23 protein-coding genes are annotated in these 20,197 nt (G+C 40.8%); 13 read left to right on the forward strand and 10 right to left on the reverse strand.

Annotated elements, in window-relative coordinates; genetic code table 11:
* Positions 1-33 precede the first annotated feature (33 nt).
* On the forward strand, positions 34-912 hold the full coding sequence (locus J4N25_RS07690) for an NAD(P)-dependent oxidoreductase (RefSeq protein WP_207421553.1): 879 nt from the start codon (positions 34-36) through the stop codon (positions 910-912).
* A 42-nt stretch (positions 913-954) separates the two neighbouring features.
* On the opposite strand, the gene J4N25_RS07695 is transcribed toward J4N25_RS07690, so the two are convergent.
* Positions 955-1,308, reverse strand: a complete 354-nt coding sequence (locus J4N25_RS07695) for a winged helix-turn-helix transcriptional regulator (RefSeq protein ID WP_207421554.1) — start codon at positions 1,306-1,308, stop codon at positions 955-957.
* Positions 1,309-1,726: 418 nt separating this feature from the next.
* Here J4N25_RS07695 and J4N25_RS07700 point away from each other — a divergent pair, with 418 nt between their 5' ends.
* The 8 genes from J4N25_RS07700 to J4N25_RS07735 all read left to right on the forward strand — a co-directional run bounded on the left by J4N25_RS07700 (position 1,727) and on the right by J4N25_RS07735 (position 6,060).
* Entirely contained in the window at positions 1,727-2,290 is a 564-nt protein-coding gene (locus J4N25_RS07700; protein ID WP_207421555.1) for a TetR/AcrR family transcriptional regulator, read from the forward strand.
* A 46-nt stretch (positions 2,291-2,336) separates the two neighbouring features.
* The gene (locus tag J4N25_RS07705) at positions 2,337-3,140 is read left to right on the forward strand and encodes an MBL fold metallo-hydrolase (protein ID WP_207421556.1); all 804 of its coding nucleotides are present in this window, start codon (positions 2,337-2,339) and stop codon (positions 3,138-3,140) included.
* A 17-nt stretch (positions 3,141-3,157) separates the two neighbouring features.
* Positions 3,158-3,358, forward strand: a complete 201-nt coding sequence (locus J4N25_RS07710) for a hypothetical protein (protein ID WP_207421557.1) — start codon at positions 3,158-3,160, stop codon at positions 3,356-3,358.
* Positions 3,359-3,374: 16 nt separating this feature from the next.
* On the forward strand, positions 3,375-3,788 hold the full coding sequence (locus tag J4N25_RS07715) for a nuclear transport factor 2 family protein (RefSeq protein ID WP_207421558.1): 414 nt from the start codon (positions 3,375-3,377) through the stop codon (positions 3,786-3,788).
* Positions 3,789-3,820: 32 nt separating this feature from the next.
* Entirely contained in the window at positions 3,821-4,183 is a 363-nt protein-coding gene (locus tag J4N25_RS07720; protein ID WP_207421559.1) for a DsrE family protein, read from the forward strand.
* Positions 4,184-4,246: 63 nt separating this feature from the next.
* A complete protein-coding gene (locus J4N25_RS07725) occupies positions 4,247-5,161 on the forward strand; it encodes a pyridoxamine 5'-phosphate oxidase family protein (protein ID WP_207421560.1) in 915 nt (304 codons plus the stop codon).
* 21 nt (positions 5,162-5,182) lie between these two features.
* Positions 5,183-5,647, forward strand: coding sequence for a DinB family protein (locus J4N25_RS07730; protein ID WP_207421561.1), 465 nt, complete (start codon positions 5,183-5,185; stop codon positions 5,645-5,647).
* Entirely contained in the window at positions 5,644-6,060 is a 417-nt protein-coding gene (locus tag J4N25_RS07735; protein ID WP_207421562.1) for a nucleoside deaminase, read from the forward strand. The genes J4N25_RS07730 and J4N25_RS07735 overlap by 4 nt, the downstream gene beginning before the upstream one ends.
* A 93-nt stretch (positions 6,061-6,153) precedes the next feature.
* On the opposite strand, the gene J4N25_RS07740 is transcribed toward J4N25_RS07735, so the two are convergent.
* Genes J4N25_RS07740 through J4N25_RS07760 form a run of 5 tightly spaced genes read right to left on the reverse strand, consistent with a single transcriptional unit; the run spans position 6,154 to position 8,881 of the window.
* Positions 6,154-6,648: an SRPBCC family protein gene (locus J4N25_RS07740; protein WP_207421563.1), complete on the reverse strand. Its 495-nt coding sequence runs from the start codon at positions 6,646-6,648 to the stop codon at positions 6,154-6,156.
* 2 nt (positions 6,649-6,650) lie between these two features.
* A complete protein-coding gene (locus J4N25_RS07745; protein ID WP_207421564.1) occupies positions 6,651-7,130 on the reverse strand; it encodes an SRPBCC family protein in 480 nt (159 codons plus the stop codon).
* Complete coding sequence (locus J4N25_RS07750) at positions 7,120-7,635, reverse strand: DinB family protein (RefSeq protein ID WP_207421565.1); 516 nt, start codon at positions 7,633-7,635, stop codon at positions 7,120-7,122. Before J4N25_RS07750 ends, J4N25_RS07745 begins: the two co-directional genes overlap by 11 nt.
* Positions 7,636-7,684: 49 nt before the next feature.
* The gene (locus tag J4N25_RS07755; RefSeq protein WP_207421566.1) at positions 7,685-8,425 is read right to left on the reverse strand and encodes an isocitrate lyase/PEP mutase family protein; all 741 of its coding nucleotides are present in this window, start codon (positions 8,423-8,425) and stop codon (positions 7,685-7,687) included.
* Between the two features lie 12 nt (positions 8,426-8,437).
* Positions 8,438-8,881 carry an SRPBCC family protein gene (locus J4N25_RS07760; protein ID WP_207421567.1) on the reverse strand — a complete coding sequence of 148 codons (444 nt, stop codon included), beginning with the start codon at positions 8,879-8,881 and terminating at the stop codon, positions 8,438-8,440.
* Between the two features lie 207 nt (positions 8,882-9,088).
* Here J4N25_RS07760 and J4N25_RS07765 point away from each other — a divergent pair, with 207 nt between their 5' ends.
* The gene (locus J4N25_RS07765) at positions 9,089-10,075 is read left to right on the forward strand and encodes a GlxA family transcriptional regulator (protein ID WP_207421568.1); all 987 of its coding nucleotides are present in this window, start codon (positions 9,089-9,091) and stop codon (positions 10,073-10,075) included.
* Positions 10,076-10,148: 73 nt separating this feature from the next.
* Here J4N25_RS07765 and J4N25_RS07770 read toward each other — a convergent pair whose 3' ends face one another.
* On the reverse strand, positions 10,149-11,015 hold the full coding sequence (locus J4N25_RS07770) for a sigma-70 family RNA polymerase sigma factor (RefSeq protein WP_207421569.1): 867 nt from the start codon (positions 11,013-11,015) through the stop codon (positions 10,149-10,151).
* A gap of 282 nt (positions 11,016-11,297) precedes the next feature.
* Here J4N25_RS07770 and J4N25_RS07775 point away from each other — a divergent pair, with 282 nt between their 5' ends.
* Together J4N25_RS07775 and J4N25_RS07780 are read left to right on the forward strand one after the other, a co-directional pair.
* Positions 11,298-11,627, forward strand: coding sequence for a winged helix-turn-helix transcriptional regulator (locus J4N25_RS07775; RefSeq protein WP_207421570.1), 330 nt, complete (start codon positions 11,298-11,300; stop codon positions 11,625-11,627).
* A 160-nt stretch (positions 11,628-11,787) separates the two neighbouring features.
* Positions 11,788-12,270: a carboxymuconolactone decarboxylase family protein gene (locus J4N25_RS07780; protein ID WP_207421571.1), complete on the forward strand. Its 483-nt coding sequence runs from the start codon at positions 11,788-11,790 to the stop codon at positions 12,268-12,270.
* Between the two features lie 312 nt (positions 12,271-12,582).
* Here the strand turns inward: J4N25_RS07780 and J4N25_RS07785 are convergent, their stop codons facing one another.
* From J4N25_RS07785 to J4N25_RS07795, 3 genes are all read right to left on the reverse strand, one after another.
* Positions 12,583-14,916 carry a glycoside hydrolase family 31 protein gene (locus tag J4N25_RS07785; RefSeq protein ID WP_207421572.1) on the reverse strand — a complete coding sequence of 778 codons (2,334 nt, stop codon included), beginning with the start codon at positions 14,914-14,916 and terminating at the stop codon, positions 12,583-12,585.
* A gap of 313 nt (positions 14,917-15,229) precedes the next feature.
* Positions 15,230-16,891: a GH35 family beta-galactosidase gene (locus tag J4N25_RS07790; RefSeq protein ID WP_207421573.1), complete on the reverse strand. Its 1,662-nt coding sequence runs from the start codon at positions 16,889-16,891 to the stop codon at positions 15,230-15,232.
* 214 nt (positions 16,892-17,105) lie between these two features.
* The gene (locus J4N25_RS07795) at positions 17,106-18,224 is read right to left on the reverse strand and encodes an endo-1,4-beta-xylanase (RefSeq protein ID WP_207421574.1); all 1,119 of its coding nucleotides are present in this window, start codon (positions 18,222-18,224) and stop codon (positions 17,106-17,108) included.
* Positions 18,225-19,089: 865 nt separating this feature from the next.
* On the opposite strand from J4N25_RS07795, the gene J4N25_RS07800 reads away from it, so the two are divergent.
* A complete protein-coding gene (locus J4N25_RS07800; RefSeq protein WP_207421575.1) occupies positions 19,090-19,965 on the forward strand; it encodes an alpha/beta hydrolase in 876 nt (291 codons plus the stop codon).
* The last annotated feature ends 232 nt before the right edge of the window (positions 19,966-20,197 follow it).

Below are 20,197 nucleotides of genomic sequence, written 5' to 3' on the forward strand. Positions count from 1 at the left end.
TGTCCCACCTTTGTCTTATAAAATCAAACACTGATGACAACAAGTAACTCAAAACAAGTTTCGATTATTGGCTTGGGCAAAATGGGCCAGAAACTCGCTCAGCTCTATGTAGATGCAGGATATGAAGTAATTGTATGGAACCGAACTCAGGGTAAGACAAGTCAGCTTAGCGGAGTATCTGTAGCTGCAAGTGCGGAAGAAGCTATCCGAAGTACCGTCCTCTCCATTGTTTGTGTCCACGATAACCGGGCTGTCCAGGAAATTTTGGATAGTTTAAGCAATAAGGAAGGACTTGAAGGCAATACGATTGTAAATCTGACTACCGGCAGTCCTTCCGAAGCAGCGGATTTGGAAGCCCTTTTGAAGAAGTATGGCATCCATTATATTAATGGGGCAATTCAGGCAGCACCTGATCAGATGGGCTTGCTTCAAACTACTATTTTACTTGCAGGTGATTCCCAAATATTCCTCGGGCACAAGAATACTTTGGAAATTATTGCCGGAAATTTAAGGCACCTTGGCGAAAAGGCCGCGGCCTCTCCTGCTATGGATATGGCAGCTCTTACCTGCCTATACGGTTCATTTGCAGGATTGATATACGGAGTCAAGATGTGTCAGGCCTTCGGGATCAGCCTGGAAGACTATAGCCGGGTGATAGCAGAGATAACACCTGAATTTACGAGCTTTTTCACGCATGAACTGCAGGAAATCAAAAACGAGAATTATGAGATCACACAAAGTCCATTGGCCATAAGTGTCAGCGCGACTCAAAGAATAGCTGATACATTTCAAGAGCTAAAGGTTGCTCAGGAATTTCCCCGAATAATTGCTTCCATCCTGAAAAAAGCAGAACAGAGAGGCCTGGCAGATAAAGAACTAGCTGCCATTATCAAGGTGATTGAAGAAGACTGATACTTCGTAACCCGATGAAAACACACAGGCTGTATTATTGCGCTATACAGCCTGTGATAAGCGCTCCTTCAATTGTTCCTTGTAGTCATTCCCCCATCTGCCGATTTCGTTTATCACGGGTATAATGGTTAGGCCCAATGGTGTCAAATGATATACGCTCATCAGCGGAAATCCCCCCCCTGTTTCCTTCCTTACTACCCCAAGCTGCAGCAGCTCGCGAAGCTGCATATCCAGTACCCTAGGCGTAGCTTCTGCTATCGCTCTGTGAATTTCGCTTGGCCGGTTGAAGCCTTTAGAGATAGCATCAATAATGCAGGGCTTCCACTTTCCTCCAAAAACAATCATTGCAATCAGAATCCCGCAATCCAGGTCCTCCTTAATTTTTCTTTCGTACATACTATAAATGTATTATACCCTGTCATCTTCAGGAAAGGAAATCTGTAAATATTAGGTGGAGATGACTAAAATTATCAGAGTTATTAATGCGCATCCATGTACAAATAAGGTAGCGAATCGAGCCCTTTCCAGGGCCATTTGCTCTTCTTTAACAGTGAGTGAATTATAGATAGAAAAAAAAACGTCTGAAACTGGTTGAATAACCATCTAGTCGATTAGTGCGATCCCAAAGTGAAAAAAATACTATCGTTGTTACCCGACATGAAGGAATGTAAAGGAAAAAGTTGAACTGCGCAGAATGTATATGAACCACATCAAAAATTCTTTATTTCCGGTACCAAAAGCATTCTGGTTTCGAAAAATAAAAATACAGACAGAGTTGTCTATATAAAATATTACTTATACCTTTACCATCGATATGAATAGCGCCGGACCGAGAGAACGAATTTTAGAAACAGCGTCAAGATTATTTTATACCCAGGGATACAACAATACCGGTATAAATCAAATCCTTGAAGAGGCTAAGGTTGCCAAAGCAAGCTTATATCAGCATTTTAAATCTAAAGATGAACTCGGCATTCATTACCTGAAAGCCGGAAGAGAAGAATGGTTTGCAGGAATTGAAAAATGGACTGGTCTGAAAAAAACATCATCTCAGAAACTGATTGCCTGCTTCGACTTCCTTGAATATGCCCTAAAGCAGCATAATTTTATGGGTTGTAAATTTATTAATATGCTAACAGAGATCGGTAGCAGTAGCCCTTTGATGTCAAAGGAAATCCTTGAGCATAAAGAAAAACTGCGGCAATACATTAAAGGCTTTGCAGAAAGTAGCTTACTAAACAAAAAGGAACAGGAAAGGGAGATCATTGCTGATTCCATCTATCTTCTCTTTGAAGGAGCCATAGTTGAATCTAAAATTCATAAAGATACATGGCCGGTAAAAAAGGCAAAAGATTTGATTAAAATTCTTATAGGCTAATCCTATTTTTTTGATCAAAAAATAGACAGACCATTCTGTATAAAATATGAAAAGAAGAACTGTTGTTAAAAAATTGTCGCTATTAAGCCTTGCTTCTATAGCACAAGGGGGGGTAACCGGATTTTCGGATCTGACCGGAATGAGTCAGGGTGACCCGGGGCTTGCCTTTGAAGAATTAAGGGAATTAGCCCCAGGAGTATTTTTTATTAAAGGCAGACTCGGGTACTTCAAGAGCGGGAATTTCCAGGAAGTTGAATGTAATAACGGATGGATAATATTTGATAATTTCGTCGTATTAATAGACTCCAATTTTCCGGCAAAGGCAAAAATACTTCTTAAGGAAATCAGAAAAACAACTTCAAAACCGATTCGCTATGTAGTGAACACCCATCATCACGGTGACCACCTTTACGCGAACAGATTTTGGTTTAACCAGGGTGCAGCCATAGTTTCCCATCGAGGTGTCGCAGAAGAGCTGCGGAAGTTTGAAACCGGCCATTACTCAGGAAAACCCGGCCGCTGGGAAGACGCCTCCCGAAGGAGGGATGATCTTATCGAATTCCCATTATTGCCACCTTCGTTAACTTTTGAAGAGCAGTTGGTCATCGAAGACAAAAACCGCCGTTTAGAATTGATCCATCTGGCTCCGGGACATACACGGGGTGACGCAGTAGCGTGGTTGCCAAATGAAAAGATAATTTTCACGGGAGACTCTTGCCTGAATGGCCCATTTAATCTCTTTATGGATGCCCACATTCTGTCATGGATTGAGGCCTTGGATAAAATGCAGAACCTGAAGCCGGAGTTGTCATTCCCGGGCATGGAGATCCCGGTAACCTTGAAGGTATAAAAGATCAGCAATAGTTTTTGAAAACCCTGTATCGGTGGGTTAAGGCGCAAAAAGATAAGGGAACAGATTATGCTACAATAAAAGACAGGCTTTCCCAATTGAGATCGCAAATACAAGGTGACAGAAGAATAAAACGATTTCTTATTGCCGACCCTCAGGTTGTTCCAGGCTTCTCTCTGGAAGCTCAAACCAGAAAAATCTTTGAACAGATCCCTTAATATAAATCTCGAAAACATGGAAAAAAGATTCCCTACTCCTCCCTTTACGGAGGAAACGGCCAGGCAAAAAGTAAAGGCGGCCGAAGATGCCTGGAACACACGAAATTCAGAAAAGGTGAGCCTCGCCTATACGCCAGATACCGAGTGGCGCAATCGTTCACAGTTCTTGACTGGCCGGGAGCAGGTGAAGCAGTTTTTAGACAAAAAGTGGCAGAAAGAGCTTGATTACAGGTTGAAGAAAGAGCTATGGGCCTTCAGTGATAACAAAATAGCAGTTCGATTTGAATACGAATGGCATGACGACAGCGGGCAATGGTATCGCTCTTACGGCAATGAAATGTGGGAATTTGATGAATCAGGGTATATGCGTAAAAGGTACGCGAGTATAAACGATCTGGCTATAACAGCAGAAGAACGAAAAATAAAATAAAACATATTAGTTCACAATTAACAGACTCAAATATGAAAACAGCAGTATTAGTATTTTCAGATCCTAACTCAGGTTCAGAAGAATCATTGGGCCGTGTATTTAATGCCCTGGCTACAGTTTATGAGTACAAGAATGCCGGCGAGGAAGTATCAGTCTATTTTCAGGGAGCAGGTACAAGATGGCCGGAGCAATTGCTTAAAACAGATCATCCCGCCCATCAGCTTTTTAAGGCAGTAGAAGACAAAGTGGAAGGCGTATCCTGCGGCTGCGCTGATGTATTTGGTGCTAATCCTTCCGGCTTTGATTTAATCAGGGACAACAAAGTGCCGGGAACATCCGGCCTGCCGAGTATCGTTCAGATGCAGAAGGAAGGCTATACTATCCTGACGTTTTGATTATTCATCCAAAATCTCAAAAGTGGGGATATATCCTGCTTTTGAGACTAAATCAATTGCAGTATGTATCACAAAGGAGAATTAGAGGTTCAGGCCCGGCTGGGTGAGAGCACTAATGCTGAACGAAACGGAAGGGTCGTTACGAATAAGATAATTCCGGGTGCAGTTAACTTCATTGAGAAACAGCCTTTCTTTCTTTTCAGCAGCATGAATAAAGAAGGTGAAATCTTTATTTCCGTTATTGCCGGAAAAGCCGGATACCTAAGAGTAATGGATGAGTCATCTATCCAGGTGGATAAAAAAATGATAAACTCTAACCCTTACGATCCAGTCTGGAAAAATCTCGACAGCCACCCAAAAGTCGGCTTACTTTTTATCGAACTTTCATCACGACGAAGGTTTCGTGTTAATGGGAGTACCAGGAGTAACGGCGATCTTATAACCGTTTCCATAGAGCAGGCGTATCCGAATTGTCCGAAGTATATCCAGCAAAGACATGTTTTACAGAAGGACAAACCAGCATATCAGCCAAAGTTGCAAAGCGGCAACTTCTTAGATCCGAACCTAAGAAACCTGATACAAAAAGCTGATACTTTTTTCATTGGAAGCGCAAGCGAGATCGGTGATTTAGATGCTTCCCACCGTGGAGGATCACCTGGATTTATTGTCATCGAAAATGACAATTGCCTTTTGATTCCGGATTACAAGGGAAACAGTATGTATAATACTTTAGGTAACTTTTTGGTTAATCCCCAGGCCGGATTGCTCTTTATAGACTTCAATAATCACCAAACACTTCAATTATCAGGCAGGGTAGAAATTCTCTGGACGGCAGAAGATAATAAAGCAGGTAGTGAAGCCAAAGGACTATTCTGGAAGTTTTTCATTGAGACCTGGTTTCTCTTTGAGAATCTGAAAGGCTACGAGTGGAATTTCGTTAGCTACTCTCCATTCAACCCATCAACTGATTTTTTTTAAACATTAACCACCGTAAGAATTATGACAGCAGAATCAATAGGGTATTCCGTTTCCAAGATACTTCGAAGGGATTTACAAAGAACAATAGAACAGATCCAGCTCTACAGAAAAGAGGAAGCGATGTGGATAAAGGAAGGAACCATCAATAACTCAGCAGGTAATCTGGCCCTTCATATTGCGGGAGCTGTCAACCATTTCATCGGAGCTGCTTTAGGAAAGAGTGGGTACATCCGCCAGAGAGATAAAGAATTTAGCCTACGCGAGGTGGCAAGGGAGGACATAATCCGGCAACTGCAAGCAGCAAGCCATGTGGTGAATGGCGTCCTGGACAACCTTACGTCTGACGATTACCACCAGGATTTCCCGGAGAAGATAGGCGGCAGCAATCTGACTGTTAACGAATTTCTTATTCATCTGGTTAGTCACGTTAATTACCACTTAGGTCAAATAAACTATCATCGGCGGATATTAGATCTTGAAATATGAGCATTAACACCAATTTCATGCAGCGGTGTATTGAGTTAGCAGCGGAAGCAAAATCAAATGGGAAAACTCCTGTGGGCGCTGTCCTGGTCAGAAATGAAGAAATTATCGCAGAAGGCGTGGAAGGAAGTCCAGAACTTCCTTTAATTCTCGCTCATGCTGAGATTGTGGCTATTATAAGGGCAACAGAAATACTTGGTTCGAAAGACTTAAGTAGCTGCGTGTTGTACACCAATGTTGAACCCTGTGTAATGTGCAGCTACATTATCAGAGAAACGGCAATTTCCAAAGTTGTATATGGCAGGCAAGCTGGTGTAATTGGTGGAATAAGCGGGGTATTTCGCATCCTTTCCTCCGTAAGTATCAACAAATGGAGCAGGCCACCAGAAATTAAACAGGGCAGTGAAGGGGGATGAATGAAGTGGTTTTAAAATTTAGACCACCAATAGGCCAGTGACGTTTCAGAGACAGCACTGGCCTTTCTGATATTAAGGAAAAATCGTATAAACCTATTTTACGGGAAGTTTCCACTTCTCAATTAATTCAGCATTAAGCCCTCCCTCTTTCGCGTTGGGTTTTCCCTTTCCGGTGGTAATTAAATCCTTTAAACTTCCCTGGATATAACTTGTCCATGCATCGTGACAAACATTATAGCATTCGTATTCCGGCACAAGGCCCTCGTGGGTAAACTTAAGCTCGGTTTTATCCCCATGATGAAGGATTTCGAATACAATTCTATTTCCGTTCCACTCAGTCTGGTCTTCCGTAAAACTAAAATGATTTTCCAGTACCAGCCAAACCACTTTCTGATTAGGGACTAGTTCCACAATTTTCATTTTGCAGATATGAACATCTTTGTAATAATAGAGAAATTCTTCATTTAACGTATCGGTATTGCCCTCTACACTTTCTGACCACCAACCACGGACGTTATTAATTGCGTTAAATACTCCTTCTGGGGTTTGATCTACAGTAATTGATGTAGTGAAATCTGATATTGTCATCTTTAGTTTGAATTTAAGTATGTATTATTTGATATTCTACAATAAGTTGTTTGCATGATAGCACGGGGAAGGCGCTCGCAAATATATTGTGTCCAGGCCGGCGCGCAGGACTCATAACACTCAAAGTCGGGTACTAAGCCGATATGGGTAAACACAATTTTAGTCCTACCCGATTCTTCCGTTATATCAAAACTGATTTTTGTCCTTGTCCATTCGTCTGTCGTATCAACAAAACTAAGATTGCTATCCGTTACTAACCAAACCAGCTTCTTATCAGGAACGAGTTCTACCAATCTTTGTCTGGTAATATGGACTCCTCCACCAGCACGAAAACTGAATTCGTCCCCGACTTTTTCAAAGGTTCCCTCAAAAGATTCATCAAACAGACCTGACCACCACATTCTAACATCCTTTATTACATTAAAAACTTCCCCAGGTGTTTGAGCCGCAAAAACGGTGGTAGTGAAACTTCTATTCTCCATTTTCACCTCTTGGTTTTAAGAACTGCATTTGACCCAAATGATAATCCAGATGCCCTAGACGACTTAGTATCACGTTAAGCTTATTCCGGTGAGGCTCCCTTAAGAAATCCTCTTTAGTAACCGCCGTATGCTTTTCGAACCACTCTTGAACACTAATACCCGCTAGTTTCTCTCTCAAAACAGTGATGACTATGGTCCAGTCTTTCCGCAAGTCACTTACTGTTGGCAAATCATCATTCTTTTTATCAGGCATTTTCACATAAGGTTCCCACAGGTGCGCCGCTTGCTTTTCGTATCCAAGCAGCGGAAATATGGAATCTGCCAGGGTGGTAAGATGTCCGAGGAGATAGAATCCCCTGTTTCTGCCGGGGGCAACTTCCTCCATTAACTGTTCGTCAGATAAATCTGACAGAAGCTTATCCAGCTGCGCCGTCTTGGCGTACCAGGTATCCAGTACCATTTTGACAAGTACTTCCTGTTGGTTGGTGACATTTTCTATGATCATAGTTTCACAGATTTATAATTAATAACTTAAATATTGAGAACAGAAATTATCAGGATAAAGGAAAGGTCGCTGTACTTGCAGCTATCTGTCCTGCAATGTCCCCAAGATGCTCGTAGGTACTTCTATATAACAACACCGCCATGCTTATCCTCCTGACACCACTATTGGCTAAAGTTTGAACGGGGAAGTTCGGTGTCCCAACTATATTAACAGGGAGAGGGGTGGACCAGGTAATTTCTTTTATGGTATCGGTATCAGGAGCCGCAGGAACAAACAATCCATCAGCCCCCGCTTCCCGATAAAGGCCTGCCCTTTTTATAGTAATTTCAACCGGCGATTGTAGCTTTTGCAAAAAAGCGTCGATTCGGGCATTAATGAATAATTGCTGATTGGTTCTGAGAAGGTAATTTTTGATGCATTCCAGCTTCTTTAAGTAAATATCTTCCCCCTGGGAATCTTCTATATTGATACCCGAAACACCCAGATCCAGTAATTTTTGAATATTATCCCTCAATACATTCAGATCGTCGCCGTATCCTCTCTCTATATCTACGGATAAAGGAATATTTGTAGACAATTTAATTCTCTGCACTATATAGAGCAGTTCTGTGAAAGGAATCATTTCTCCGTCCTCGTACCCCAAAGAACTGGAGATAGCACCACTGGAAGTCCCAATTGCTTCATAGCCTGCTTTTTCCAAAAGCTGTGCGCTTTTTACATTCCATACATTAGCAAGAATAAAGGGTGCTTGCTGATGATGCAGCTGGTAGAATTTGTCGTAATTGCTCATATTCTTCTTGTTTTAATAGGCTACATCCGGGGTCCCGATTCCTGTAACAATAAAAGGCTGAAGGCTCTGATGTATGTATCCCGTCCATCCTTTAGAACATCCCTCGAAACAATCAAATGAAGGATCCAGACCTAGGTGCGTAAAAGTTATCCTGCTCATGTCACCCTCCCTCGCTATATCAAAACACACTTTCGTACCGGTCCACTCCTCCTTCACCTTGTTCCAGGGCATATAGCTGCCCGTTACCAGCCATTCAATTTTTTCAAAAGGAACACTTTCTGTTATCCTGAATGCCCACCAGTGAGTATGGAAGTTAACTCTGAACTCACTATTGCGTCGGTCTGTCAGACCCTCAATGTTTTGAGACCACCATCCGCGAACATTATTGATAGCATTGAAAACTTCTTCTTGCGATTGCTCTACTGTAATACTTGTTGTAAAATCCTGACTTTCCATTTCTTCAATATTTAGCCTGCTTACTTGAGGTTGTTCTGTAAAATCTTAAACTTTCATTTGAGTAGCACCCTGCCCTTTTATCTGTCTTCCTGTTAGGTCCTTTACAAAGATAGCCTCCTTAAAACTCGTAGGTAGGTGGTAAAATAGACTTTATGATGGGTTGATTTGGACAAGAGATGAACATAATTTTGAATAAAATAAATTGTAATGAAGCACATCACTCTGTTATATCCTGAAGGGCATTGTAACCTTGGCACTGTGGCCTGCATTGTTGGTACAGTCGAAATACTCACCAGAGCTAACATTTACTGGATGGAACAGGGGAACAAACAGAAGTACCAGTTAAACGTTGCGGCAACCGGGCCTAAAAAGGAGTACATTGACAATCTGATAGCTGTAAGGACTAATGCCTTCATTACAGATATAAAAAAAACTGACCTTATCATTATACCATCCGCTATGCCGGCGGAGGAACTTAGTGAAAGTAAGCTGATGTACGATTGGATTATTGAACAATACAAATCCGGGGCAGAAATAGCGAGCATGTGTTCCGGCGCGTTTATCCTTGCCTCTACAGGCTTAATGGACGGCAGAGGCTGTTCGACGCACTGGTCATACGCCGACGCCTTCAAAAAAAATTATCCTAAAGTAAACTTACATTCAGACAAATTGATTACCGACGAAAAAGGTGTTTATACCAATGGCGGTGCGTACTCTTTCTTGAACCTGGTGATCTATCTTGTTGAAAAATATTACGACAGGCAAACTGCAATATTCTGTGCTAAAATATTCCAGATAGAGCTAGACAGGAACAGCCAGTCACCATTTGTAATATTTGCAGGCCAGAAAAAACACGATGATCAGCTTGTTCAGCGGGCGCAAGAATACATCGAAAAGAACTTAAGTGAAAAAATATCAGTAGAAACCCTGTCTTCAAAATTCGCCATTGGCCGAAGAAATTTTGACAGGCGCTTTATTAAGGCTACTGGAAACACGCCGCTTGAATATTCGCAAAGGGTAAAAATAGAATGTGCGAAAAAGGCGTTGGAAAACACCCGGAAAACGATTAACGAAGTCATGTACGCGGTGGGTTATTCAGATGTAAAAGCCTTCAGGGAAGTATTCAGAAAAATAACAGGTCTGTCGCCACTCGAATACAGGAACAAATACAATAAAGAAGCATTTTCGGCTTAAACATTTTCCTGTTGAAAGAAACGGATTAGCTGATCGAGCAAGAGAATATACAAAACTTGACCCACTAAGACTGTTAATACCAAGTTGTTTTCTCGGTATGCATTCCTTTCAATTTTTTCTTGCCTGCAACAAAAGTTATGCTGATTATTTTATTTGTTTCAGGGTCTATTTCAAAAATCTTGCATGCAACAAGTTTAGATCGCGAGTAAAAAATAACAGCCAGGGAATGGTTTACTTCTTTTAATTCTAATGTGAACTTCTTAAGATATCGTTCGAAGCTGTTAATAAGCAGATGCGAGACTGCGTTAATACCTCTGGTAAATTCAATAGCTTTGTCGGCTCTCACACCCCCTCCGGCACGTGTTTCAATATCCTCTGACAATATTAGTTCGAGCTTTCTGACATCTCCGCTTTTTATTATATCAATATACTGAGACAGTAGCGCGTGGTTGCTATTTGATTTTATCTTAAAATCTGCGCCATGTTCATTTAACGCCTTCTTAGCCCGTCTAAGCAGTTGCTTCGAATTGTCAACAGAGATAGAAAAAACCTCAGCGATTTCCTGATGAGAATAATCAAAGGCGGACTTTAGAATAAATACTGCACGCTCCCTGGGTTTAAGATATTCAAGCATTACAAGCATGGTATAGGAGAGAATGTCCTTGCTATTAACTAAATGATCAGAACTTTCAGTTGCAATGGGATCTGGAAGCCAACTAAGATCTCCCGTTATCCTTTGGTTCCTTTTTTTCAGATTTATAGACTTGTTTATTACTGATTTTATCAGGTAGGCAGATTCGTTTTTAATATTCTCATGGTCACTTTCCAAAAAGTTTATGATAACATCCTGTATAACGTCAAGAGCATCATCCACACTCCCTAGTATGTTATATGCGTAGGGGAAAAGCTTCTTCTGATAATTCTTATGAAGAACATTCATCGGTTTCTATTGTAATATTAGACATTAAAGTCTGGCATGCTTACGACATTTCTTCCAAAGGTCCGCTACTATAATCACATTTGCAAGTAGTTACCATTTTGGTACTTGCTGACAATTGGTAATATTTTGCAAAGGAGATCACCCAGCCGTGAAACATTTGAAATAAAATCTACCCACCGCAATCTTAATTGCGATTTGAACATAATAAAGTCTTTCCCATTTTTTTGTCACCTATCACATCCCTATGTTGTCAGACAAGTAATGGAAGTTCTTTAAACTCGAATGAATAATAAACAACAGACTATAAAACGATCAAAATCAGGGGATGGCCTGGAAGAAGCAATGGATCTGCTTACAGGAAAATGGACAATGACAATCATTAATAAACTTATGGGAGGCAAGATGAGGTTTAAAGAACTTGAGAGAAGTATTGAAGGTATTAATGGAAGAATGCTAACCAAAACTCTCCGAGAGCTTGAGGGAAGAAAGATTGTAAATCGCAAGGTATACCCAACTATTCCCCCAACGGTAGAATACTCATTGACCGACGAAGGAATGGCATTGCTCCCGGTAATTAAGGAACTGCAGGAATGGGCAGTTAAAAACATGTAAGGGCGATGCACATCCTTATTATTGGCGTCTCATCTCCTCTGGTTCAGGTCCAAATTAAACACTCCATAGCTATACCCTTGAGAAGCTGATATTGATTGCCTGTCAACTGTCACCTTTCGTTCTCCTCACTTGCCTAATTGTAAACTTTTAATTCAATGTTATGAAAAAGAGATTAAGTATTATTGAAAAGGGAGGCAATGCTATGAAGCCTTTGTTTGGAGTTAAAAAACATCTGGATCAATCTTCGCTCGGGAAGGATCTTGTTGAACTAATTTCCTTGAGGGTATCACAAATTAATGGTTGTGGGGTTTGCCTCCACCTCCATTCGAAGGAATTACTTTTGAAGGGAGAACCAGCACAACGCTTGATTTTATTGGATGCATGGCGAAAGACTTCCCTTTTTTCAGAAAAGGAGAGGGCAGCTTTAGCCTGGGCAGAAGCCTTAACCCTTTTAGAGGGGAATACAGTGAACGACGAGATTTACGAGGAAGCAATCGGACAGTTCAGCGAGAGTGAATTAATAGATCTAACCCTGGCGGTAGGATTTATAAATGTTGCCAATCGCCTTAACATTGCATTTGAAACCCCAGTGGAAGATTACGATGTTAATGATTTAGTTAATCAATTAACTCAGGCAAACTAATTAAAACATTGCAGATATGCATTGTTTTTGGACCATATCTGCAGGGATCGCTAATACCACGATAATTGTAGGCAGGCGACCACTTAAAAAGCAAAAAGCCTCCATAAAGGGGCTTTTTGCTTTTTCAATTACTAATGCAAGTTCTTATTCATCTTCTGATAAGATGGACATTTAAATATTCAGGTCGATTAAGACTAAACATATGGCAGCAATTCAACAACGTTTTTTCCTTAACCTCCATAAATGGTAATTAAGTACATTGCTAGGATTAATGGGCCCGCTTTTAACCTACTATGAGATAAATAGTAAGAATCAAAGCTTTACGGCTAACTTGTTTCCAGTATAATTAATAGTCGTAGCTATAATACTAGCATTCAATCCATTATTTACGCCCTCTCTAACTACACAGATCCTGAATTTGCGGGACGCTAGCATGCCTTGAAATTTTCCTTTTCGGTCAGATATAGTTAGTTTTTTCTGAGCATCGTTCCAATCGAAATCAATGGTAGTATACTTCCCTTTCTCGTAATTGTAGTTGTCGTTCTCATCTTCGTATAGAGTAAATTTCCCATCGGATCCAGGATAGACACGTATCTCCAGGTTATCCCATTTCTTTTCACTTGAATACTGCACTGCAGGCCCCCAGGGAATAATAGCGCCAGTTCTGACGTATATTGGAAGAATATCTTTAGGTACATTTTTATTTACCAATTGGCCTCCGCTTAGCACCTCCCCTGTCCAGAAATCCACCCAATTGCTTCCAGAAGGAAGGTAGACCGGCCATAATTTAACCTCTGGCTTTGTAACCGGTGCAACGAGAACAGACCGGCCAAAAAGATATTCGTTCCCTATTTCATGAGTTCTTTTGTCGGAAGCAAAATCCATTATTAAAGGACGCATAAATGTACCATCGTTACTGGACACATCCCATGATGTACTGTAAATATATGGTAGCAGACGGTAGCGAAGATTAATTGCCTTCTCCTGAGCATCAAAAGCCCAGTCCCCACGACTACCAAAATTGTATATTTCACGGGGAATTTCGGTTCCGTGCGAACGCATCATCGGGCAAAAAGCACCGAATTGCATCCAGCGCACATATAGTTCCTGAAATTTAGGATTTTTGGCACCACCTTCCTTATTCCAGCGCCCGGCAAAGAAGCCGCCAATGTCACTGTTCCAGTTGGGAATGCCCATAAGAGTATAGTTTAAGGCAGCCGGAATCTGCTTTTCGAGCATTTCCCAGGTCGACTGCACATCCCCGCTCCAGGTGTTTGAACCGTAACGTTGCTGACCTAGGAAGCCGGAACGAGTTAAAAGAACAACGCGCTTATCGTTTGTTGCAGCTCTTTGATGAGATGCAATGCCACCATTATGCATAAATGAATAAGCATTTTTAACACTTCGGTACGAACCGAGGTGTGTAGGAGAATCAAAGTCGGACTCTTTTACATTAATATGGTCCGGCTCTGTTGAGTCCAACCACCAGCCGTCATTATTTATATAACTAAAAATGCCTTTATTAAGGTACTTCCAATAGATATCCAGGGCCGCGGGATTAAAAACATCATAGGGTTTTGCCCCGCTATTAGGCGGCCAGGTGTCAAAGTTCAAAATCATCTTTTTCGCCTCAAGCTCTTTACGCTGCTCCGTTTGAGGACCAAAGCCTGGCCAGGTGACTATCAGGAGTTTTGCATTGAGTTTATGAATATCATCTACCCATTTTGTGGGGTCAGGAAACCGGTTTCTGTCAAAACTTTGTGAATTCCATGCGCTATCAGTCCTATTGTATTCGGGCCAGTACCGCCAGTCCTGAATTATCACATCCAAAGGCACTCTTAGATTCCTGTACTTCTTTATTACCTCCAGGCTTTCGTCCTGAGTTTGATAACGCTCTTTACTCTGGAAGAAACCATAAGCCCACAAAGGAAGCATTGGAGCCTTTCCCGACAGCGCACGTACTTGTTTTATCACACCGTGCGCATCTCCACCGTACATAAAATAATAGTCAGAACATTTGCCCAAACTTGAGAAAGATAGCTGGCCGGGAGCATCCGAATAGTTTGATATGGAGTAATTATCCCAGTAAACTGCGTAGCCTTTTATCGACATGAAATACGGAGAATAGGTAAACATGTTTTCGTTCTTCAAGAGATGGGTTGAATTCCTCCTGTTAAACTTATTATCCATCACCTGCCCTATTCCATATACAGCCTCCGTATCCTCCAACACAAAGGAACCTTTAACCGTATAAGAGGGAGTTCCGGCATCGTCTGTAGGATTGAAAGTTGTGGCGCTGTCTATTAGTAACTGCTTATCGGATAGATTGGAGAAAAGAAGACTTCCTTTAACAAGGTCCACCTCTATCTTAATTTGAGAAGACTCTAAGATTAGCAGATTTGTCTTACCTGTAAATTTAACCTCAGTCTTTTCTGGAATTTTATTTACTACAAGACTCTTGTTATCGTAAGTTTTATTTTTTGGAGTTTTAAACACCCTGACGATAGAGGGAGAATAGAATTTCACTTCCACCTCCATTTCTTTAAAATCCATCCTGACACCCTGACTTAGCCGTTGCACTTTTTGCGCAAAGGCAGGAGACACAGCGAGCATAACAATGGCTGCACCTATCAATAATTTTTTCATATTAGTTAGTTAGTTAGTTATTTGAATTAAGGTAATAAAACCAGGCTGGAGAGCTTAGAATGGTCATTACTTACGTTGGAAGTTTTAACGCGCTCGTTGAAATTTCACCATTTCAATTGTTCTTTTTTAACTGAAGGAGGAGATGTACTGGGACGGCTTAACATGTCTAAGAGTTTTATCTGTGACTGATACTCTGCGTATCATAAAGCAATAAGGTAAACTCCTTAAAGTATTAAACTACCTACAAGGTAACCTGCGGATGCGCATGACAAACCTAGCATCTACAGATATATACCGTGCATTTCTCGTCCTTTTAATAATTAAAAAGCTTAACCTTAAGTATGGTTACATCGTTAAGATGAACATCTGAAGCTAAATTATAGGGATTCGGCGGTAGTTTTATTCCAAATTCATCCCCATTTATAGTTCTTTTTTTCACCCATTTCCCATCAACAAACTTCCCTTCTTCCACCGAGAGGAGCTGGCTATTAGGTTTGCCAGGATCAGCAGACTCATAGCTAACATGGCAGGCATTTCCGGATACAATAAATTCATTTTCAGAAATCTGAATTACCATACCGAAACCTTTAATTACAGGGTCCTTTTGGAGATCGTACTTTGGTTTAAAAATGAAGTTACCAAGTTGGAAAGATGCGGGTGATGCATCATCGCCTTCCATAAAACCGTTAATTTTATTATCAACCTGGGCTTTGGTAATTAAAGGTTCCAGGTTATTAAGGACTTCATAAGCTTTCTTAATGGGGTGGTTACCATGATAAATATGATGATCGATACCAAATGGCGAAAAACTGATTGCCTTGAAATGTCCGAATGTGAAAAACGCCTTTGGACCAGCACTTATGGTATCATTCATCCATATCGCGCAAGCTTCTGGTAGAAACAAAGGATTTTTATTGTGTACGAAATTGGCGGCTGATGATCCGAATTTTGGTGAATAATTATCATTTGCAAGTACATCGACATCGGGAGCACCCGCTTGCCAGATATCAAGCATTAAATAATTTGGACCACCGCTAGGCCAGACGCCAGGAATAAGATTACCTCCACTGGCATCCCATGCATTTACCAATGTTGGTATATTATAAATTGCTTTCCCTGCCTTCGCAAGTTCATTTACATATTTAGCATAATTCCATGCCATAAATATTTCATCGGTATTTGGTGACATTCCAAAAACCTCGGTCCATGTACCCTTGGTTTTTTTACCATTATTTACATACGGAGTGGAAATATTGGGTTTCAGTTTATTAAGATTTTTATTAATGTAGCCTAATAACTCATCAGGAACATCCTGTCCGAATAACTCAGTAGCTTCAGGGGAGAAATCTCTTGAGCCACCTAATAAACCAACCTCATTTTCAATTTGAACCATTAACACAGTATGATTCTTATCAGTCTGAACAATTCGTTCGATTAACTTTTTATAAGCTTTCAAATCGGCGTTCAGGCAATTTTTATTAATGTTTGAAATTGTGCTTGAAATTTTTCCGTCTTTAAAAACCATGCGGGGAAAACGTTCCATGTCAGTTTTAATCCAATCCGGCGTATAATTGGACTCGCCATTTTTCCAACTTCCAAACCATAGAATAACAAGTTTTAACTTATTCTCCTTTGCGCTTTTTATATGGCTATCAATAAGTGAATAATCAAAATTACCTTCTACTGGTTCAAATTGCTGCCAGGTTATGGGTAAAAAAACTGTGTTAACATTAAACGATCTTACGCGTGGCCAGATATTTTTCATATGACCAACGCTGGACGCCGAAGAATTTAAAAGTTCAGCTCCGATAATCAGAAACGGCTCATCGCTTACGTGCAATTGTTTAACCCCATTAATTTCCTTTATCTTTGGTATAGCTAAATTATTCTGTTTTAAGAGATAGTTTACTCTACTACAGGCACCTAACAAGGCTAGTGATAAAGCAAGAACTATAAGCAATTGAATTCTCTTCATAATGATTAGTTTAGTTTTTTCAAAACAAAGGGCAAGCAAATCACCTGATTGCCCCTTGTTGGGTTTCTACTTTTAGAATTACTTCATAGCAAATAAGTACTTCCATTGCACGAAACATCACATCTTCACTCTCATTACTACTAAAGCCGATACTATCGACATAAGAACTACCAGGTGGGTAGAAAGCGGTTGAATGCCAGCTTTTGAAACAGGCTTATTTCTTGAAATTTACCACCTCCCAATAGGCTTTCTTACGTTTAAGCTGCGTATCGAACAACAAGGGGTAATTTTTTCGGCCGGAAACCGGGTAGGTATCAAGCCAGGTGTATCTGTCGGATACATTCCAGAAAGTGACACTTGTAATATGTTTCCGGTATTCCCGGAAGATGTCAAAAACCATTTTGTACTGCGCAATCTGCTTTTGTTCAAGCTCCGGTGTCAGGGTATCAACCTCTCCCGGTTGTTTGGCTCTGCGATCCTTCTCCCATGGGTAGACAGACATATCTACTTCTGTAAAATGGATCTGAATTCCCAGGGACGAGTATTTCTCAATGGCCTCCCTGAGTTCCTTCTCGGTGGGTTCGAAGATGGACCAGTGGGCTTGTAATCCAACCCCATGCACGGGTACTTTCGCCTCCAGCAATTGTTTCAGAAGCTTATAAATCCGGTCCCTTTTTTCAGGTCTTTCTGTATTGTAATCATTATAAAAAAGTAGGGCATTAGGATCAGCTTCATGCGCAAATTGAAAGGCTTTGGCAATGAAGTCCTCCCCTATGATTTCATACCACTTTGATTTCCTTAAATAGTTGTCGGGATCGTCATCGATAGCTTCGTTTACTACATCCCAAGCATAAATCTTTCCCTTATAGCGGTTAACTACTGTATGAATATGATCCCTTAATCGGTCAAGAAGGACTTCCCGACTTACCTGATTTCCCTGACTGTCTTTAAACATCCACTCTGGTGCCTGCTCGTGCCAGAGCAAATTATGCCCGCGAACCCTCAATCCATGCTGCTGTGCAAAATTAACAATAGAGTCTGCATCTCTCCAGAAATAGCTATCTTCTGCAGGGTGAATAGGTCCCATCTTCATTGCATTCTCCGGTGTGATACTATTAAATTCTCGCAGCAAAAGGTCTTTTTCATCACCCTGTAAGGTTTGAGTACCTACTGCCACCCCAATAGGGAAAAAGCTTTTGTAGTAGTCTTTGAGCCCTTTCGTGGAACTCTTCAACCGCGAGTGCTCTTGCATCTCACGACTGCTTGAACAGCTTGAAAAAAAAGAAACAGCGAGGAAGACAGGGACTATTAAAGATTGAAGTCTATTATTCATGTGTGATTGTTTTTGTATGTGTGAGTGTGTGTGTGTGTGTGTGTCTGTGTCTGAAATTCTAGTGATTGGAATGAATTTTTTCCCGGATTAATCGCGAACAATCGTTAGCGCGTTAGAAAGCCCTCAACTAAAGAATCTTCTATGTCGTAATAAAAAATTCAAATCTCTTTCTGGCGAAGCATCCATGTCTATGGAAATTAAAGCAAGCATAATGGTTAGCAAGGTTCCAGGCCTGATGTTCTTCTCCTGTAGCTTTAAATGATGAATTCCACCTGGCATATACCAAGTCTAAAATGACCAGTCTAATGCTCAGGAAGAATTGTATAAATTATCAGACCGGATACAGTTATGAAAATAAACAATATCAATTCGATGTGCTATCTCCTTTCATTTGTTTTTAATTCTCTTATTCCTGCAAAACTACCTTTGCACTAGTTTAATCCCTAGAACACTTGTAAAAATTCATATAACAGATGTAAATCTAAAAGCACAAAATGAGAATCTCATACGAAAACCTCCTGAGTACTTTCATCTAAGAGAACTGGAAACTACCCCCTCTGCTCCCTCCTGCTGGTACGATTTCATTTAACAATTTCAACCCTTGTGATCCTCTTCCCAAGGTTTCCTATTTTGGCCACAATTTAAAACTCTGGTAAATCAACCGCGATACCGCCTGGAAACCTCTACACTTTGTGGTAATTGTATTAGAAGGCCGTGAGGCTCTATTACCATCTTCGTTACAAGTGCGAATACAACATATGTTACATAGAGATTTACAACCGTTCTAACGTTTATCCTACCAGTAAGATACCTTAGCTAAATAATTACGATTGAAAAACACCGTTACCCTTAATTTCCATAACGAATGAAAGTTTTAAAAGCATGTGGGCTTTACCTGGTTATTGTCACCCTCATAGTTTTGACTTTACAGGCTAATGCCCAAACTTCAAATACTTTACCACAAGTAAGCTATTTACTTCCAGGAAAAGACCTGATGGCAATGTCAGAAAAGATTTTATATAAAGAAACGCCGCAGGAAGACATCTACTTGTACCTATTGCGTCCGGTGAAAAAATCCAGGGAGGGGTTACCTGCTATCATATATTTTACCGGAGGAGGATGGGTAGAGGGCAGTGTAGAAGGGCAAATATCCAATGCCGCATGGTTCCGGGACCAGGGTATAATTGGCATTGAAGCAGACTACCGGGTAAAATCCAGGCATGGTACTTCCCCCATTGAGTGTATCCAGGATGCCAAATCTGCAGTACGGTATGTTAGAGAACATGCGGAAAAACTAGGGATCGATCCCAACAAAATCATAGTTGCCGGAGGTTCTGCTGGCGGTCATATTGCGGTCTGTACGACTATAGATGGTGGTGATGCTCCTAATGAGAACCTTTCAATAAGCTCCAAACCGAATGGATTAGTACTCCATAATCCGGTTTTAGGAAAAGGTTTCGGTGAGGAATTCTTCAATTTTCATCCGGAATTTTCCCCTCTACTTCAAGTGAAGAAGGGATGGCCTCCTACCATTTTGTCCTGTGGCACCCAGGACAGTATTACTCCCTATCATTATGCCGCTGAATTTTGTAAATTAATGAAAGCTAAAGGAAATAGTTGCGAGTTGATCACCATTAAAGATGCCGGCCACTCCTGCGACTGGCCAGCAACCAATTCCAGCTTTCTGCCTACAATTCAGCGAATGAAAGCATTTTTGCAAGAACATAAGTTGGTACGGTGAGGCATACAGTTGAAGTTTTCAGTTACTGGTTGCCTGCTGAGTTGTTATCATCTTGAACAAGGGCAACAATCTGTTTAGAAACTAAACAATAGCCCGATAAAATAAAAAACATCTTTTCCTAAGTTTACTTTCTTGAGGACCAGCATTTATAATCAGGAGCTAAAAGTGTAAGGGTACGCAAGGTACCCTTAATTAATCAATCATTGTAAACGTTAACGCTGTGTCTTTTAAC

Source organism: Desertivirga brevis (assembly GCF_017355835.1).

What these genes read in the sequence shown, in the direction of transcription:
- J4N25_RS07690 (WP_207421553.1), top strand. Translation starts at nt 34, where the DNA reads ATGACAACAAGTAACTCAAAACAAGTTTCGATTATTGGCTTGGGCAAA.
- J4N25_RS07695 (WP_207421554.1), bottom strand. Translation starts at nt 1,308, where the DNA reads ATGTACGAAAGAAAAATTAAGGAGGACCTGGATTGCGGGATTCTGATT.
- J4N25_RS07700 (WP_207421555.1), top strand. Translation starts at nt 1,727, where the DNA reads ATGAATAGCGCCGGACCGAGAGAACGAATTTTAGAAACAGCGTCAAGA.
- J4N25_RS07705 (WP_207421556.1), top strand. Translation starts at nt 2,337, where the DNA reads ATGAAAAGAAGAACTGTTGTTAAAAAATTGTCGCTATTAAGCCTTGCT.
- J4N25_RS07715 (WP_207421558.1), top strand. Translation starts at nt 3,375, where the DNA reads ATGGAAAAAAGATTCCCTACTCCTCCCTTTACGGAGGAAACGGCCAGG.
- J4N25_RS07720 (WP_207421559.1), top strand. Translation starts at nt 3,821, where the DNA reads ATGAAAACAGCAGTATTAGTATTTTCAGATCCTAACTCAGGTTCAGAA.
- J4N25_RS07725 (WP_207421560.1), top strand. Translation starts at nt 4,247, where the DNA reads ATGTATCACAAAGGAGAATTAGAGGTTCAGGCCCGGCTGGGTGAGAGC.
- J4N25_RS07730 (WP_207421561.1), top strand. Translation starts at nt 5,183, where the DNA reads ATGACAGCAGAATCAATAGGGTATTCCGTTTCCAAGATACTTCGAAGG.
- J4N25_RS07735 (WP_207421562.1), top strand. Translation starts at nt 5,644, where the DNA reads ATGAGCATTAACACCAATTTCATGCAGCGGTGTATTGAGTTAGCAGCG.
- J4N25_RS07740 (WP_207421563.1), bottom strand. Translation starts at nt 6,648, where the DNA reads ATGACAATATCAGATTTCACTACATCAATTACTGTAGATCAAACCCCA.
- J4N25_RS07745 (WP_207421564.1), bottom strand. Translation starts at nt 7,130, where the DNA reads ATGGAGAATAGAAGTTTCACTACCACCGTTTTTGCGGCTCAAACACCT.
- J4N25_RS07750 (WP_207421565.1), bottom strand. Translation starts at nt 7,635, where the DNA reads ATGATCATAGAAAATGTCACCAACCAACAGGAAGTACTTGTCAAAATG.
- J4N25_RS07755 (WP_207421566.1), bottom strand. Translation starts at nt 8,425, where the DNA reads ATGAGCAATTACGACAAATTCTACCAGCTGCATCATCAGCAAGCACCC.
- J4N25_RS07760 (WP_207421567.1), bottom strand. Translation starts at nt 8,881, where the DNA reads ATGGAAAGTCAGGATTTTACAACAAGTATTACAGTAGAGCAATCGCAA.
- J4N25_RS07765 (WP_207421568.1), top strand. Translation starts at nt 9,089, where the DNA reads ATGAAGCACATCACTCTGTTATATCCTGAAGGGCATTGTAACCTTGGC.
- J4N25_RS07770 (WP_207421569.1), bottom strand. Translation starts at nt 11,015, where the DNA reads ATGAATGTTCTTCATAAGAATTATCAGAAGAAGCTTTTCCCCTACGCA.
- J4N25_RS07775 (WP_207421570.1), top strand. Translation starts at nt 11,298, where the DNA reads ATGAATAATAAACAACAGACTATAAAACGATCAAAATCAGGGGATGGC.
- J4N25_RS07780 (WP_207421571.1), top strand. Translation starts at nt 11,788, where the DNA reads ATGAAAAAGAGATTAAGTATTATTGAAAAGGGAGGCAATGCTATGAAG.
- J4N25_RS07785 (WP_207421572.1), bottom strand. Translation starts at nt 14,916, where the DNA reads ATGAAAAAATTATTGATAGGTGCAGCCATTGTTATGCTCGCTGTGTCT.
- J4N25_RS07790 (WP_207421573.1), bottom strand. Translation starts at nt 16,891, where the DNA reads ATGAAGAGAATTCAATTGCTTATAGTTCTTGCTTTATCACTAGCCTTG.
- J4N25_RS07795 (WP_207421574.1), bottom strand. Translation starts at nt 18,224, where the DNA reads ATGAATAATAGACTTCAATCTTTAATAGTCCCTGTCTTCCTCGCTGTT.
- J4N25_RS07800 (WP_207421575.1), top strand. Translation starts at nt 19,090, where the DNA reads ATGAAAGTTTTAAAAGCATGTGGGCTTTACCTGGTTATTGTCACCCTC.